12 protein-coding genes and 1 tRNA gene are annotated in these 14,976 nt (G+C 67.2%); 7 read left to right on the top strand and 6 right to left on the bottom strand.

Translation table 11 applies throughout. From position 1 onward, the window contains the following. Nucleotides 1–31: 31 nt before the first annotated feature. Both EJJ38_RS09395 and pabB read right to left on the bottom strand, forming a co-directional pair. On the bottom strand, nucleotides 32–814 hold the full coding sequence (locus EJJ38_RS09395) for an aminotransferase class IV (RefSeq protein WP_127089805.1): 783 nt from the start codon (nucleotides 812–814) through the stop codon (nucleotides 32–34). 84 nt (nucleotides 815–898) lie between these two features. After that, complete coding sequence (gene pabB, locus EJJ38_RS09390) at nucleotides 899–2,263, bottom strand: aminodeoxychorismate synthase component I (protein WP_245454167.1); 1,365 nt, start codon at nucleotides 2,261–2,263, stop codon at nucleotides 899–901. A 214-nt stretch (nucleotides 2,264–2,477) separates the two neighbouring features. Between pabB and EJJ38_RS09385 the strand changes: the two genes are divergently transcribed. Together EJJ38_RS09385 and EJJ38_RS09380 are read left to right on the top strand one after the other, a co-directional pair. After that, nucleotides 2,478–3,212 (top strand): AzlC family ABC transporter permease, encoded by a 735-nt coding sequence (locus tag EJJ38_RS09385; protein ID WP_127089803.1) that lies wholly within the window; start codon nucleotides 2,478–2,480, stop codon nucleotides 3,210–3,212. Then, nucleotides 3,209–3,556 carry an AzlD domain-containing protein gene (locus EJJ38_RS09380; RefSeq protein ID WP_127089802.1) on the top strand — a complete coding sequence of 116 codons (348 nt, stop codon included), beginning with the start codon at nucleotides 3,209–3,211 and terminating at the stop codon, nucleotides 3,554–3,556. Before EJJ38_RS09385 ends, EJJ38_RS09380 begins: the two co-directional genes overlap by 4 nt. A 54-nt stretch (nucleotides 3,557–3,610) precedes the next feature. On the opposite strand, the gene EJJ38_RS09375 is transcribed toward EJJ38_RS09380, so the two are convergent. The 3 genes from EJJ38_RS09375 to EJJ38_RS09365 form a co-directional block, all read right to left on the bottom strand. Beyond that, a complete protein-coding gene (locus EJJ38_RS09375) occupies nucleotides 3,611–5,587 on the bottom strand; it encodes a PhoX family protein (protein WP_127089801.1) in 1,977 nt (658 codons plus the stop codon). Nucleotides 5,588–5,715: 128 nt separating this feature from the next. Continuing rightward, complete coding sequence (gene glnA, locus EJJ38_RS09370) at nucleotides 5,716–7,125, bottom strand: type I glutamate--ammonia ligase (protein ID WP_127089800.1); 1,410 nt, start codon at nucleotides 7,123–7,125, stop codon at nucleotides 5,716–5,718. Between the two features lie 47 nt (nucleotides 7,126–7,172). Next, the gene (locus EJJ38_RS09365) at nucleotides 7,173–7,511 is read right to left on the bottom strand and encodes a P-II family nitrogen regulator (protein ID WP_127089799.1); all 339 of its coding nucleotides are present in this window, start codon (nucleotides 7,509–7,511) and stop codon (nucleotides 7,173–7,175) included. Between the two features lie 214 nt (nucleotides 7,512–7,725). Between EJJ38_RS09365 and EJJ38_RS09360 the strand changes: the two genes are divergently transcribed. Beyond that, nucleotides 7,726–9,222: an NAD(P)H-hydrate dehydratase gene (locus tag EJJ38_RS09360; RefSeq protein WP_127089798.1), complete on the top strand. Its 1,497-nt coding sequence runs from the start codon at nucleotides 7,726–7,728 to the stop codon at nucleotides 9,220–9,222. A gap of 30 nt (nucleotides 9,223–9,252) precedes the next feature. On the opposite strand, the gene EJJ38_RS09355 is transcribed toward EJJ38_RS09360, so the two are convergent. Beyond that, a complete protein-coding gene (locus EJJ38_RS09355; protein ID WP_127089797.1) occupies nucleotides 9,253–10,527 on the bottom strand; it encodes a multicopper oxidase family protein in 1,275 nt (424 codons plus the stop codon). Nucleotides 10,528–10,796: 269 nt separating this feature from the next. On the opposite strand from EJJ38_RS09355, the gene EJJ38_RS09350 reads away from it, so the two are divergent. The 4 genes from EJJ38_RS09350 (at nucleotide 10,797) to clpX (ending at nucleotide 14,736) form a co-directional block, all read left to right on the top strand. Next, nucleotides 10,797–10,881 (top strand) — tRNA-Leu (locus EJJ38_RS09350). A 100-nt stretch (nucleotides 10,882–10,981) separates the two neighbouring features. Continuing rightward, nucleotides 10,982–12,334, top strand: coding sequence for a trigger factor (gene tig / locus EJJ38_RS09345; RefSeq protein WP_127089796.1), 1,353 nt, complete (start codon nucleotides 10,982–10,984; stop codon nucleotides 12,332–12,334). Between the two features lie 77 nt (nucleotides 12,335–12,411). Beyond that, complete coding sequence (gene clpP / locus EJJ38_RS09340; protein ID WP_127089795.1) at nucleotides 12,412–13,044, top strand: ATP-dependent Clp endopeptidase proteolytic subunit ClpP; 633 nt, start codon at nucleotides 12,412–12,414, stop codon at nucleotides 13,042–13,044. A gap of 423 nt (nucleotides 13,045–13,467) precedes the next feature. Beyond that, nucleotides 13,468–14,736, top strand: coding sequence for an ATP-dependent Clp protease ATP-binding subunit ClpX (gene clpX, locus EJJ38_RS09335; RefSeq protein WP_127089794.1), 1,269 nt, complete (start codon nucleotides 13,468–13,470; stop codon nucleotides 14,734–14,736). The last annotated feature ends 240 nt before the right edge of the window (nucleotides 14,737–14,976 follow it).

The raw sequence follows: 14,976 nt of genomic DNA, 5'->3' as shown, positions 1-14,976 counted from the left end.
CTCCCACAGCGTGGGAGAAGGCTGGGCCTGTTCAGCCCAGCTTCGCCCGCATCTCCTGCACCACAATGCCTTCATTGAGCGGGCGGTTCTCTACCTCCACCACGGAGCGGATGCCGAGGCTGGTGGTGACGAACATCTCCTGTGCCTGTGCAAGGTCGTCCGGCGTGAGCGGCTGTTCCACTGCGCCGAGCCGGAGAATCTCCGCCCGCAGCACGCCGGGAAGCGCGCCGTCCATGAGGGGCGGAGTCATCAGCCGGCCCTCCCTCACCACGAAGACGTTGGCCGTGCTGGTTTCTGCGATGCGCCCTTGCGTGTTCAGCAGCAGAGCGTCATCCGCTCCGCGCTCCGCCGCCTCCTGCCGGGCAAGGATATTGTCCAGATAGTTCAGAGACTTGATCCCGCTCAGTGGCGAGAATTCGTTGCGCCGCGTCACCTGGGCGATGACGAGGCGCAGCGCTGTCATGGGGGGGAGCGGGCCTGCGGTGATGAGGAGGGTCGGCGCCGGATCCGACGGCGGCAGCACGCCGCGCGGGGCGGGGCCGCGCGTCAGGGTGAGGCGCAGGGCGCCTTCCGAAAGGCGGTTGGCCGCCAGCGTCGCGCGCATCACGCCATCGAAGTCGAGGTGCGGCACCGGCAGGCCGAGAATGGAGGCCCCGCGCCACAGCCGCGAGAGATGAGCGTCCAGCCGCACCGGCGCGCCGTCCACGGCCCGGATGGTCTCGAACAGCCCGTCACCCAGTGTGAAGCCCCGATCCTCGGGAGCGATGCGCGCCGCCTCCGCGCCGAGGAGCGTACCGTTCAGCCAGACCCTCATGTCCCCTCCCCAGCGCACCTTCGGCGGTTGAACGCTCAATCTACCCGCAGCTTCTTCCTGTCCTCATGATGCCGACAAGCGCTTTCACGCATCCGGCTCCCCTTCGAGGGCCCGCCGCAACGGCGCCAGCTTCACGAGGCTTTCCTCATATTCGGCTGTTGGATCCGAATCCGCCACGATGCCGCCGCCGCCTTGGGCCAGCAGCGTTTCGCCTGCCCGCACGATGGTGCGGATGACGATGGAACTGTCCATGGCCCCATCCACGCCGATCCAGGCGATCGCCCCGCAATAGGGACCGCGCGGCATCGGCTCCAGTTCGTGGATGATCTCCATGGCGCGGATCTTCGGCGCACCCGTCACCGATCCGCCGGGGAAGCAGGCGCGCAGCAGGTCCACGGGGCCGAAGCCCGGCCTGAGGCGGCTTTCCACGGCGGACACCAGATGATGCACCGAGGCGAAGGTCTCCAGCCCGTTCAGCACCGGTACCCGCACGCTGCCCAGCGCGGAGACGCGGCCGAGATCGTTGCGCATGAGGTCCACGATCATCAGATTCTCGGCCCGGTCCTTGGCGCTGGCGAGAAGCTCCCGGCCCAGCGCCGCGTCGCGCTCCGGGTCGGCATGGCGCGGGCGCGTGCCCTTGATGGGGCGGCTCTCCACCATGCCGTCTGCGGACAGGCGCAGGAAGCGTTCCGGCGAGGCGCTGATGAGCGCCGTGCCGGCCCCGCAGGCGAGCAGGGCCGCGAACGGGGCAGGGGAGAGCGCGCGCAGGCGCAGGAACAGGTCGAGATCGTTGAGACCCGCCGGACGTGCCGCCGTGAGGCGATGGGTGATGTTGGCCTGGAAGATGTCGCCCGCATGGATATAGGCGATGGCGCGTGCCACCGCGGCCTCCACCGCCGCTCGCTCCTGCCCGGCCTGCCATGTCCCGCGAATCGACCCGTCGGGCTCGGGCGGCGATTGGGGGGCGGCCGCGAGCCGCGCAAGGATGCGGGTCACCCGCTCCGGCGAGCCGGTGGAAAGAAGAAAGGCGCTCTTCTGCCGGTGGTCGAAGGCGAGCACCGTGTCATAGAGGCCCATGACCATGTGGGGCACGCCGTGCGGGTCCGTCTTCGGCGTGGGCAGGCGTTCCAGATGCCCGCCCAGCTCATAACCGAGATAGCCCACCGCGCCGGTTCGGAAGGGCACCGGCCAGCCCTCGTCCTGCGGGCGCGGCAGGGACGCGATCTGCGTATCCAGAACGCTGAAGGGATCGCCCGGCACCGGCTGCCCGTCCAGCAGCGTGCCGCTCGCATCGGCGCTCACCACATGGAGCGGCTCCACGGCCACATAGGAATAGCGGCCCCGCTCGCCATCGGGCGCGCAGCTTTGCAGGAGCGCAGCCACCGGATCCTGCGCGAAGGGCGCGAAGGCGGCGGCGGGATCGCCATAGGGGAGCGGAATGATGGGCACGGCGGTGTCTGTGCGGTCTTGGCGCCGACCTGGCGCCGATGGTTCGGGCCCGTGCTTATAGCATCGGCTTCCCCTGTCGAGGGGCCGGGCATGGAAGCGGCGCGCGGGAAGCATGGCGAGGCCGGAAGCTCTGCACCGCAAACGGCTTCACCGGGCGGCGGCAGATAGATAGGTTGCCTTAAGAAGCGGCTCAGCCGCCCGTTGGAAACTCCTTTTGTCCTCCCTCGCCGCCCCCCATTCGGATCGCTCGACTGCTGGTTGGTTCCTCCATGGTGCCCGCACGTCGCTATCGGTTCCCGGCCTCGTCCTTCTGGCGGGCTATGTGGGCTATGGCGGCCTGCTCCAGGCGGTGGGGTTTCCCTTCTTCGCGGGCCTCGTCTCCACCTTGCTGATCTGGGCCCTGCCGGCGCAACTCATCCTCATCGGCGGCCTCGCCACCGGCAGTGGGCTGGTGGCGACGGCGCTTGCCGTTACCCTCTCCTCGCTGCGCCTGCTGCCCATGGTGGTGTCCATCGCGCCCTATCTGCGCGGAACCCGCCGCAACACGGCTGTCGAGCTGCTCTGCGCCCATTTCGTCGCCATGACCGTATGGGTGGAAGGCCAGCGCCTGCTGCCAAAGACGCCCGTGGAAGGCCGCGTGCCGTTCGTGCTGGGGCTCGGCACCGCGCTCATCGGCATCAGCCTCATCGGTACGGGCGGCGGCTTCATCATGGCGGGGGAATTGCCCAAGCACCTCGCCATCGGTCTCCTGCTGCTCACGCCCTTGTCCTTCTCCATCCTCATGGTGAGGGGAGCATCGGGAATCACGGACTGGGTGGCGCTGGCGCTGGGTTTCTTCACCACGCCCTTCGTGGCGGGCCTTAGCGGCGGCATGGATCTCATGCTGAGCGGGCTCGGCGGCGGCACGCTCGCCTACATTGTCGGCCGCATGGCCCGGCGGCGCCGATGACCAGTTTCGACAGCGAATGGTCCGCCATCCTCGTGGTGATCCTGGCGGGCTTCCTGCCCACGGAAGTGTGGCGCTCCCTGGCCATCGTCGCGGGACGTCGCCTGCAGGAAGGCAGCGAGGTGCTGCAATGGGTGCGGGCGGTGGCGACCGCGCTGCTGGCCGCCGTGGTGGCGCGCCTCATCTTCGTGCCCACGGGCATGCTGGTGGAAGCACCGCTTTGGCTGCGGCTTGCCTGCGTGGCTTCGGGCCTTGCCGCCTTCTTCGCCGTGCGGCGCTCGGTGTTCGCGGGCGTGCTCGTGGGCGAGGTGGTGCTGATCGGCGGCGCCTGGATGCTGGTGCCCTGACGCCTCATCCGCCCAACGGGTTCTGGCTCGCGCAAGGCGGCCGGTGATCACACTCTAGCCGCCCACCGGCCCGCCACCGATGCGGGTGATGGTGACCACCGAAGGCCGGGGCGGCAGGTTCGGTTTGAAGTCCGGCCAGCGGGTGGAGGGGTCGTCGAACGTGGAGAGGCGCCCGTCCTCGCTCTCGCCGGGATGCTGGACCGCCACGAAGAAGGTGGTGTCGTCCGGCGTGAAATAGGGCCCACACATTTCCGCGCCGATGGGCACGGAGAAGAATCGCTTGGCCGTGGCTCGCCCCGCGCCTTCCGTTTCCACGCCCCAGATGCCGTCCGTGCGCCCGGTGCTCTTGGCGGAATTGCCGTCCGTGGCGATCCAAAGCCGCCCTTGGTTGTCCACCGCGCAATTGTCGGGATTGGCGAACCAGCCATAGCCCGTGGTGGTGGCGGAGAAGGTGGCTCCCACCTGCGCCACGCTCGGGTCTCCGCACTTCACGAGGATGTCCCAGGTGAAGCGCGCCGCGCCATGGTCGCCGCCGTCCGGCGTGATCTCCACGATATGGCCGAAGACATTGGCGGGCCGGGGATTGGCGGCGTTGGTCTCGTCCTCCTTGCGGGCGTCGTTGGAGGTGAGCATCACATAGACCTTGCCGGTGCGCGGATTCACTTCCACATCCTCGGGCCGGTCCATCTTGGTGGCGCCCAGCGCATCGGCGGCGAGGCGGGCCTCGATGAGGATCTGGGCCTGGCTGGCAAAGCCATTGGCGGGGGTGAGCGGCCCTTCGCCGAAGGTCAGCGGGCGCCATTCGCCCGTGCCGTCGGCGTGGAACACGGCCACAGAGAGCGTGCCCTCGTCCAGCAGGTCGCGATTGGCCTCGCGGTTGGCGGTGTCGTAGGGGCGGGCGGTCACGAAACGGTAGACATAGTCCATCCGCTGGTCGTCGCCCTGATAGACGACGAAGCGCCCGTCGCCGTTCACCACATTGCCCGCGCCCTCATGCTTGAACCGGCCGAGGGCGGTGCGCTTGCGGGGCACCCAGTCGGGATCGCGCGGGTCGATCTCCACCACCCAGCCGAAGCGGTTGGCCTCGTTGGGCACCTTCTCCACATCGAAGCGGTCGTGATAGCGCCCCCAGGCGAAGAAGCCGGCGGGAATGCCATAGCGCTTGAAGGCACGGGCACGGGGATGGCTCTCCGTCTTGCCCATGAAATAGAGATTGAAATTCTCCTCGCAGGTCAGCCACGTCCCCCAGGGCGTGACGCCACCCGCGCAATTATTGATCATGCCCAGCACGTTCCGGCCTTCGGGATCGTCCTGCGTCTTCAGCAGGTCGTCGCCCGCCGCCGGGCCGGTGAGCAGCATGGGCGTCTCGGCGGTGATGCGCCGGGCTTCCGGTGCTTCCACCATGCGCCAGCGGCCATTCTCGCGGGCGACGCCGATGATCGAGCCGCCATGGGCCGCCATCTCAATATCCACGCGCTCGCGCGTCATGCCCGGAAAGCCGTCCCGCGCCCGCTGTGGTCCGATGCCGGGGAACATGAGTTCCGCATTGGTATATTCGTGGTTCACCACCAGCAGGCCGTGGTCCGCCCGGCCGCCGGGGTCGGGGAGGAAGCCAACGAAGTCGTTATTGTAGCCGAACTGCAGGGTCTGGGCGGCGGGCGTCTGGTGGTAGGGATCGAAGGGCGGGGCGCCGGGCAGGACGGGATCGCCCCAGCGCACCAGGACGCGCGCCTCGTGGCCCTCCGCCACATGGATGGTCTCGTCCGGCGCGGCGGTCAGTTCCGGGAAGCGGAATCGGTCTTCGATCGGGGATTCCCCGCTCGCCGCCCGTGCGCTGGTGAGCGCCTGCGGGCCGAGCGTCGCGCCCATGGCGGCGACACCCAGGAGGCCCTTCAACAGGTCGCGACGGCCGAAGCGCTGGGCGATCATGTCGCCGATGGTGGGATTGGCTGATGGGTTGGCCGGCACATCCTCGTTGGCCTCGCGAGCGAGGGCGACGGGGTCGAGGGGGCGGCCTGGGATGTCGATCATGGGGCCAGTTTATACCGGTTCCATGACGGCGCGGAGAAGACCGGCCTGCCCAAACAAAAGGGGCGCCCGCAAGGGCGCCCCAGTTGGGAGAGAAGGAGGGGTCCGGCGTGCCGGACCCGATTCCCGCATCAGACCGAGTAGTACATCTCGAATTCGACCGGGTGCGGGGTCATTTCGAACCGCATCACTTCGGCCATCTTCAGGTCGATATAGGACTCGATGAAGTCCTCAGCGAAGACGCCGCCCTTGGTGAGATAGGCGTTGTCTTCCTCAAGCGACTTCAGGGCCTCGCGCAGCGAGCCGCAGACCGTGGGGATCTGCTTCAGCTCGGCGGGGGGCAGGTCGTACAGGTCCTTGTCCATGGCCTGGCCGGGATCGATCCGGTTCAGGATGCCGTCCATGCCGGCCATGAACAGGGCCGCGAAGGCGAGGTAGGGGTTCGCGCCGGGATCGGGGAAGCGAACCTCGACGCGCTTGGCCTTCGGGTTGTTGGTGTAGGGGATGCGGCAGGAGGCCGAACGGTTGCGCGCCGAATAGGCGAGCAGCACGGGGGCCTCATAGCCGGGAACCAGCCGCTTGTAGGAATTGGTCAGCGGGTTGGTGAAGGCATTCAGCGACTTGGCGTGCTTGATGACGCCGCCGATGTACCACAGGCATTCCTGGCTGAGGTCGGCATACTTGTCGCCCGCGAACAGCGGCTTGCCGCCCTTCCAGATGGACTGGTGGACGTGCATGCCCGAGCCGTTGTCACCAAAGACGGGCTTGGGCATGAAGGTCGCGGTCTTGCCATAGATGTTGGCGACCTGATGGATGCAGTACTTATAGATCTGCAGGTGGTCGGCCATGGTCACGAGCGGGCCGAACTTGAGGCCGAGTTCGTGCTGGGCGGAAGCCACTTCGTGGTGGTGCTTCTCGACCCTGGCACCCATCTTGGCCATGGCGCCGAGCATCTCGGAACGCATGTCCTGGGCGCTGTCGATCGGGGGCACGGGGAAGTAGCCGCCCTTGGTGCGCACGCGGTGGCCGAGATTGCCGCCCTCGTATTCCGTGTCGCTGTTGGTGGGCAGCTCGCTGGAATCCAGCTTGAAGCCCGTGTTGTACGGGTCGGCGCGGAAGCGCACGTCGTCGAAGATGAAGAACTCGGCCTCGGGGCCGAAGAACACCGTGTCACCCACGCCCGTGGAGGCGAGATAGGCCTGCGCCTTCTTGGCGATGCCGCGCGGATCGCGGGAATAGGGCTCGCCGGTGGTGGGCTCCACCACGTCGCACACGATCGACATGGTGGTTTCGGAGAAGAAGGGATCGATGCAGGCGGTGGCGGGATCCGGCATGAGCTGCATGTCGGATTCGTTGATGGCCTTCCAGCCGGCGATGGAGGAACCGTCGAACGCGGTGCCCTCGCTAAACAGTTCCTCGTCCACCATGGAGATGTCGAAAGTGACGTGCTGCCACTTGCCGCGGGGGTCGGTGAAGCGCAGGTCGACGTATTTCACGTCGTCCTGCTGGATGGAATCCAGGACGTCCTTGACCGTTGTCATTTGCAACTGCCTTTCTTGCAGAGACAGGTTGGTAGGTAGTCGAAGCGTCAGATGGCGTCGAGACCCGACTCACCCGTGCGGATGCGGATGGCTTCCTCGATGCTGGAGACGAAGATTTTCCCGTCGCCAATGCGGCCCGTCTGGGCCGCGCGGCGGATGGCATCCACGGCCTTTTCGACCATGTCATCCGCCAGGACCACTTCGATCTTCACCTTGGGAAGAAAGTCCACCACATACTCGGCGCCGCGATACAGCTCCGTATGGCCCTTCTGCCGCCCGAAGCCCTTCGCTTCCGTGACGGTGATGCCCTGCAGGCCAACGTCCTGCAGCGCCTCTTTCACTTCGTCGAGCTTGAAGGGTTTGATGATGGCCTCAATCTTCTTCATGCGCTCCGTCTCCCCGGGGCAGGAACCGCCAAACGGCCATCCCCGCCGCGCCCCAATTAAGCAGGATGCGTGCCATGAGCGCAAATGTTGGAGCGGGTGGCGCAGAGGTTTTTTGTTGCGCCGACTTAATAGGCATCAAGATTACAAAATAGGCATCAATTCCGCCGCGCTTTGTGCGGCTCTGAACCTGAATTAGGCAGGGGGCCGTTTGAGCATGACCGCGCTGCTGGAACCGGCGGAAATGACGGAGGCGGATGCCCGCACCATTGCGGGAGGCACGGCGGGGAGCGTGCTCATGGAGCGGGCGGGCACGGCGGTGGCCGACGCGGCGGCCCGCTGGCCCTATCCCACCCGCATCGGAATCCTGTGCGGGCCGGGCAATAATGGTGGGGACGGTTTCGTCGCCGCGCGCATCCTGGCGCAGCGCGGCTTCAAGGTCCGTCTTGCTTTGCTGGGCTCGCTCTCGGCTCTGCGCGGCGACGCGGCGACCGCTGCCGGCCGCTGGCGCGGGCCGGTGGAAAGCGCGCGGGATATAGATTTCGCCGGTTTCGATCTGATCATCGATGCGCTGTACGGCGCGGGGTTGACCCGCGACCTCGACGGGGAGGCGCGGGCGCTTGTGGAGCGTATGGCGGCGAGCGGGCGCCCGGTCATTGCCGTCGATCTGCCCTCGGGCCTCGACGGGCGCACGGGGCAGGTGCGCGGCGCGGCGGCGCGGGCCGTGGAAACGGTGACCTTCTTCCGCCGCAAGCCCGGTCATCTCCTTCTCCCCGGGCGCCTCCTGTGCGGCCGCGTGCGCGTCGCCGACATCGGGATTCCCGACACGGTGCTCGACGCCATCGCCCCCAAGGCTGCCGTGAACGATGCGCAGGAATGGGGCGCGGTCTTTCCCGTTCCAGCGGCGGAGGGGCACAAATATCGGCGCGGCCATGCGGTGGTGGTGAGCGGCGGCCCCTGGACGGCGGGCGCGGCCCGCCTCGCCGCGCGCGGTGCGCTACGGGCGGGGGCGGGGCTCGTGACCGTGGCCTGCCCGCAGAGCGCCCATGCGATTCATGCCTCCTCCTATTCGGCCCTGATGGCACGCCCCATGGAGGCGCCGTCCGACCTCGCCCGGCTGCTGGAGGATCCGCGTTTCACGGCCGTGGCGGTGGGGCCGGGCCTTGGCATAGGTCCCGAGACCGGTGCCCTGATGGAGGCTGCCTGTGGCCCTGGCCGGGCCGTGGTGGCGGATGCCGACGCGCTGACCGCCTATCGGGATGCCCCCGATGCTCTGGCGGCTATCCTTGCCCGTGCTCAGTCTGCCGTGATCACACCCCATGACGGCGAGTTCGCCCGCCTGTTCGGCGAGGATCCTGCTGTGGCGGCGGCGCCCTCCAAGCTGGAGCGGGCCCGTGCGGCGGCCCGCAGGGTGGGGGCGGTGGTGGTGCTGAAGGGGGCGGACACGGTGGTGGCAGCACCGGACGGGCGCGCGACCATCGCGGAGAATGCCCCGCCTTATCTCGCCACGGCGGGAGCGGGGGATGTGCTGGCGGGAATCGCGTGCGGGCTGCTGGCGCAGGGCATGCCCGCCTTCGAGGCGGCGAGCGCGGCGGTCTGGGTCCATGGCGAGGCGGCGCGGGAGGCCGGCCCCGGCCTCATCGCCGACGACCTGCCCGAGGCGCTGCCGGCCGTCTATGGGCGCCTGTTCGCGGAACTGGCGTCATCCCGGTGACGGCGTCACCGGGATGTTCGGTGGGGCGAGTCAGGTGACGTCGTAGGAGCGCGCGGCCACCACTGCGCCGTCGCCGCCGCGCAGGCCGACAATGGCCCACTTGCCGGGCGCGTCGGGCAGCAGCGCGACCCGCGCCGTGCTGCGGGGCGCCACCGGCACGGCATCGTGCCACCAGGGCTTCCAGCCGTCGTCCAGGCCATCCAGCAGGCGGCCGGGCACGCCGTGAAGCTGCACCGCCACGGGGGCGTCGGACTTGTTATCCAGCGTCAGCACCACGGAGGTGCCGCGCGCCACGCTGCCCACGCTGGCAAAGCCCGAGAGCGGCACGGGCGATGCGCCCAGCGTCACCTCGAAGCGGGCCGCCTTCTCCAGCGGGATCTTCTCGGGCAGGCCGTTGGAGGGCAGGGCCGCGGGCGGGGGCAGAGCGGCGGTGCCCGCCGCAGTGCCGGGACCGACGGGGGTCACCAGAGCGAGCTGGATGGGAAGCTGGCTGGTTTCCACATTCACCGGGATGGGATCGGCGGTGCCCACGTCGAGCGCGAGGTCGATGCGTCCGCCGGGGGTGAGCTGGGCGCGCCCGTCCTTCAGCACGAAGGGCTGCACCGGCTGACCGTCAATGGCGATCACATAGGAGGTGCCGGGCACCTGCAGGCGCAGGAACTGGGTTCCGGCATTGATGAGCCGCAGTCGCACCCGTCCGCCCGCCGGGGCCTCCAAGGTGGGCGAAACCGCGCCGTTCACGGTGAGCAGGGGCACCGTCATGGTGGGATCCGGCGCGAAAGACTGGATCAGCAGGACGTGATCCGCGCCGAAATCCGGCGCCGTGGGCTCTTCCACGATGAGCGCCCCGGCGAGGGCGCGGTGCGCCAGTTCCGGCTGAAACGCGCGATAGAGGAACGTGCCCGCATCCGGCGGGGGGAAGGCGATGTCGGCGGACGTATCCTTGCCGATGGCGTTGCCGGTAAGACCCGGTACCCCGTCCAGCGGATTGGGCAGGCGCACGCCCTGCCAATTGATGGAGAGCGGCGTGTCGAGGGTGTTCTCCACGCTCACCGCCAGCTTGTCGCCGCGCTTCACGCGCAGCACCGGGCCGGGCAGGGAATTCTGGAACAACGCCAGAGGCTTCTGCCCGCCCAGCTCGATCCGCTCCACGGAGGTGACCTTGAGGCGGGTGAGGGGCGAGGCGGCCGGCGGGGCCCCCTGCGGCATTCCCTGGGCGGCGGCGAGGCGCGGCAGCAGGGTGCCGAGCGCGAGGGCGGCGGTGCCGGTCAAGACCGAGCGGCGGGAGGGGCCACGGACACGCAAGGGTGCTCTCCTGAGCAGAGACTGGAGCGAGGCGACCTTGTCCCGCCCGCGCGCAAAGGGCAAGACGCATTTACCTCCCACCTGCGGACCATGCCTCCGGCCACGTCTCGGAGGAGGCTGTGTTCGATTGCTGGGGACAGGCGGGACAGCCCGCGCGAGGGCGCTTTTTCTTGCTGCACGCCAGTTATGGCATGATATAAGCGCCCACCCGATCGGTGCCGATTCAAACGAAACGTGCACCCGGAGAGCCGTGCCTGGAGCCGGACGGCGCGGGCGTGGCGGAACTGGTAGACGCGCGGGATTTAGGTTCCCGTGACGAAAGTCGTGGGGGTTCGAAACCCTCCGCCCGCACCAGACAGCCCGATTCGAGGCGGCGCCCGCGTCTCAAGCCCGAGGCGTGCCTCTCTATTGAACAGCAGACGCCCGTTGGGCGGAACGGAACGAAGGCAAGACGATGCAGGTGACTGAAACCCAGACCGAGGGCCTCAAGCACGCTTACCGCGTGGTCCTCCCGGCCGCCGATCTCGACGCGAAGGCCAATACCCGGCTGAACGAGCTGAAGGACCGCGTGCAGCTCAAGGGTTTCCGCCCCGGCAAGGTCCCCATGGGCCATCTCAAGCGCATGTACGGCAAGTCCGTGATGGCCGAGGTGATCGAGCAGGCCGTGACCGAGGCCAACGGCAAGATCGTCGAGGAGCGCGGCCTTCGCCTTGCGCTCCAGCCCCGCGTTGAGCTGCCCCAGGACGAGGCGGAAGTGCGCGGCGTGATCGAGGGCGGCTCCGACCTCACCTATACGGTTGAGCTTGAAGTGCTGCCGCAGATCGCGCTCGGCAATTTCAAGGACATCTCCATCACCCGCCCGGTGCTCGAAGTCACCGATGCCGAGGTGGACGAGACCCTCAACCGTCTCGCTGACGCGAACCGCCCGTTCCTGACCCGCGAGGGCGGCTATGCTGAGAATGGCGACCGCATCACCATCGATTTCGTCGGCTATATCGACGGTGTCGCCTTCGACGGCGGCAAGGGCGACGACATCCAGGTGGTGGTGGGCTCCAACAGCTTCATCCCCGGCTTCGAGGAGCAGATCGCCGGCATGTATGCCGGTGACCAGCGCACCGTGAAGGTGACCTTCCCGGAGGCCTATGCGGCGCGTGAACTGGCCGGCAAGGAAGCCACCTTCGAGGTGACGGCCAAGCTGGTGGAATTCCCCGGCATCTTCAATCTGGACGACGAGTTCGCCAAGACTCTGGGCCAGGAGAGCCTGGAGAAGCTCAAGGAGCAGGTACGCGCCCGCATTGCCCAGGAGCATAACGGCGCCGCCCGCCAGAAGGTGAAGCGCGCGCTGCTGGACGGCCTGGACGAGATGCACAAGTTCGACGTGCCCCCGACCCTGGTGTCCCAGGAGTTCGACGGCGTGTGGCAGCAGGTGCAGCAGGACCTCTCCGCCCAGAGCCGCACCTTCGAGGACGAGGGCACCACGGAAGAGGCCGCCCGCGCCGACTACCAGAAGATCGCCGAGCGCCGCGTGCGCCTCGGGCTGGTCCTTGCGGAGATCGGGGAGCGCAACAATATACAGGTCAGCGACGACGAAGTGACGCGCGCGGTGGTGGAGCGGGCGCGTCAATTCCCTGGCCAAGAACAGCAGGTTTGGGACTATTATCGCCGGACCCCCCAGGCGATGGCCTCCCTTCGTGCTCCGATCTTTGAAGAGAAGGTCGTCGATTTCCTCCTTGAGCTCGCGAACGTGACCGACCAGTCGGTGACGCGCGAAGAGCTCTACAAGGAGGAAGAGGAGAAGGCGGCCTGATCCCAGGCCGCTCGTCATCTTCACTACGATGATCGCGTGCGGCGTGCCTCGGCGCGCCCACGCGCCGAGGACAAGAGATGCGCGACCCGATCGATACCTACATGAATTACCTCGTTCCCATGGTGGTCGAACAGACCAACCGGGGCGAGCGCGCGTACGACATCTATTCGCGCCTCCTGAAGGAGCGCATCATCTTCCTGACCGGGCCGGTCGAGGACGGCATGTCCACGCTGGCCGTGGCCCAGCTTCTCTTCCTTGAGGCTGAAAACCCCAAGAAAGAGATTTCGATGTACATCAACTCCCCCGGTGGAGTGGTGACGTCGGGCCTCGCCATCTATGACACCATGCAGTTCATCCGCCCGCCGGTCTCCACGCTGTGCATCGGCCAGGCTGCCTCCATGGGCTCGCTGCTGCTGACCGCCGGCGAGAAGGGCCTGCGTTTCTCGCTTCCCAACGCGCGAATCATGGTCCATCAGCCGTCCGGCGGATTCCAGGGCCAGGTCACCGACATCATGCTTCACGCTCAGGAAATCATGAGCCTGAAGAAGCGTCTGAATGAAATTTACGTGAAGCACACGGGCCAGCCGATCGAGAAGATCGAGGACGCCCTGGAGCGCGACAATTTCATGACCGCCGGGGCTGCGCAGGAATTCGGGCTGATCGATTCCGTGATCGACAAGCGCCCGTCGGAAGAGGCCGCCAAGGTCTGATCGGCGGTTTTGCACGACGGGATTTGCGCCAGCCACTTGCGTGCAGTGCGAGATCGCGCTTGCATGGGCCTATGAGCCGGCTAGCGCCTTATCCCGTCCATCGGAAGCTCCTGCTTCGAGAAGCGTCCGCGCGGAGGTTTCAATCCGCGCGGCGTCTGCCCGCGTATTCGTCCCATGGGCCCTTTGAGGCTCGGGCGCGTGCGCCGTTGGCGGCTATGGCCTGCGGCAAAGATGTGAGACTCGGGTAAGCTGGAATGGGCATAATCTGTGCATATGCCTTGATCGGCGTGCTGGAGGGTGATTGGTTTAAGTCCGGCTGAAAGGTCGGGCTGGGTTCCCGAAGCGGTCCCTCCGCAAGGGCGCCTGCATTGGGCTCCTTGTCCTGGCCATAGCGGCCGCGGCAGGAGCCGGAGGAAGATGAAGATGAGCAAGACCGGCGGCAGCGATAGCAAGAATACGCTTTACTGCTCGTTCTGCGGCAAAAGCCAGCATGAGGTCCGCAAGCTCATCGCAGGACCTACGGTCTTTATTTGCGACGAGTGCGTCGAACTCTGCATGGATATCATCCGCGAGGAATCCAAGTCCTCGCTGGTGAAGTCGCGGGACGGCATTCCCACCCCGAAGGAGATTCGCAAGGTTCTCGATGACTATGTCATCGGCCAGGACCACGCGAAGAAGGTCCTCTCAGTGGCGGTGCACAACCACTATAAGCGGCTGAACCACGCCACGAAGCACGGCGACGTCGAGCTGGCCAAGTCCAACATCATGCTGATCGGCCCCACCGGCTCCGGCAAGACGTTGCTGGCCCAGACGCTGGCGCGCATCCTGGACGTGCCCTTCACCATGGCGGACGCCACCACGCTCACCGAGGCGGGCTATGTGGGCGAGGATGTGGAAAACATCATCCTCAAGCTCCTGCAGGCGGCTGACTACAACGTGGAGCGGGCCCAGCGCGGCATCGTCTATATCGACGAAATCGACAAGATCAGCCGCAAGTCCGACAACCCCTCGATCACCCGCGACGTGTCGGGCGAGGGCGTGCAGCAGGCCCTGCTGAAGATCATGGAAGGCACGGTGGCCTCCGTTCCGCCTCAGGGCGGCCGGAAGCATCCCCAGCAGGAATTCCTGCAGGTGGACACCACCAACATCCTGTTCATCTGTGGCGGCGCCTTCGCGGGCCTCGACAAGATCATCGCGGCGCGCGGCAAGGGCGGCACCTCCATCGGCTTCGCCGCCAAGGTGGCGTCCGTCGAGGATCGCCGTCCCGGCGAGGTGTTCCGTGAGGTGGAGCCCGAGGACCTGCTGAAGTACGGCCTCATTCCCGAGTTCATCGGCCGTCTGCCGGTTCTGGCGACGCTGGGGGATCTGGATGAGGCTGCCCTGAAGCAGATCCTGGCCGAGCCCAAGAACGCGCTGGTGAAGCAGTATCAGCGCCTGTTCGAGATGGAGAACGTGGATCTCACCATCCACGAGGAAGCGCTCGGCGCCATCGCCCGCAAGGCGATCGAGCGCAAGACCGGCGCGCGCGGCCTGCGCTCCATCATGGAAGGCATCCTGCTGGACACCATGTTCGATCTTCCCGGCCTCGAAGGGGTCGAGGAGGTGGTCATCAGCAAGGAAGTGGTCGAGCAGAATGCCCGCCCCCTCTACATCTATGCCGACCGTGTCGGCGATGCCGGCGCCAGTGCGTGACGGCATGCGCCCCCGCTCCCGCCGCGGCCTCCGGGCCCGGGCGGGATGCGGGCGCGCGCCGCGGACAATGGGCCGCGGGCAGGGGAGGGAGATCGTCCCCACCCACGCGCTGCGGCGCACCTTGAAAGCCAGCTTCAGGCTTTCCATCTATGATTTGAAGAATCCGGTCTCCGGGCTCGGACCTCGTGCCTCTCGCGGTCTCACAGCCGCATCAGCATTGAAAAGCCGTTCCCGTTCCGG

Source organism: Aquabacter cavernae, from assembly GCF_003993795.1.
In the GTDB taxonomy this organism is placed as follows: Bacteria; Pseudomonadota; Alphaproteobacteria; order Rhizobiales; family Xanthobacteraceae; genus Aquabacter; species Aquabacter cavernae.
Note: the sequence above shows the minus strand (reverse complement) of the source record. Positions and strands in the feature narration are given on the sequence as shown.

Excerpts from the sequence above, each read along its gene's own strand:
- EJJ38_RS09395 (WP_127089805.1), bottom strand. The coding sequence starts at position 814 with ATGAGGGTCTGGCTGAACGGTACGCTCCTCGGCGCGGAGGCGGCGCGC.
- EJJ38_RS09380 (WP_127089802.1), top strand. The coding sequence starts at position 3,209 with ATGACCAGTTTCGACAGCGAATGGTCCGCCATCCTCGTGGTGATCCTG.
- EJJ38_RS09375 (WP_127089801.1), bottom strand. The coding sequence starts at position 5,587 with ATGATCGACATCCCAGGCCGCCCCCTCGACCCCGTCGCCCTCGCTCGC.
- glnA (WP_127089800.1), bottom strand. The coding sequence starts at position 7,125 with ATGACAACGGTCAAGGACGTCCTGGATTCCATCCAGCAGGACGACGTG.
- EJJ38_RS09365 (WP_127089799.1), bottom strand. The coding sequence starts at position 7,511 with ATGAAGAAGATTGAGGCCATCATCAAACCCTTCAAGCTCGACGAAGTG.
- EJJ38_RS09360 (WP_127089798.1), top strand. The coding sequence starts at position 7,726 with ATGACCGCGCTGCTGGAACCGGCGGAAATGACGGAGGCGGATGCCCGC.
- tig (WP_127089796.1), top strand. The coding sequence starts at position 10,982 with ATGCAGGTGACTGAAACCCAGACCGAGGGCCTCAAGCACGCTTACCGC.
- clpP (WP_127089795.1), top strand. The coding sequence starts at position 12,412 with ATGCGCGACCCGATCGATACCTACATGAATTACCTCGTTCCCATGGTG.
- clpX (WP_127089794.1), top strand. The coding sequence starts at position 13,468 with ATGAGCAAGACCGGCGGCAGCGATAGCAAGAATACGCTTTACTGCTCG.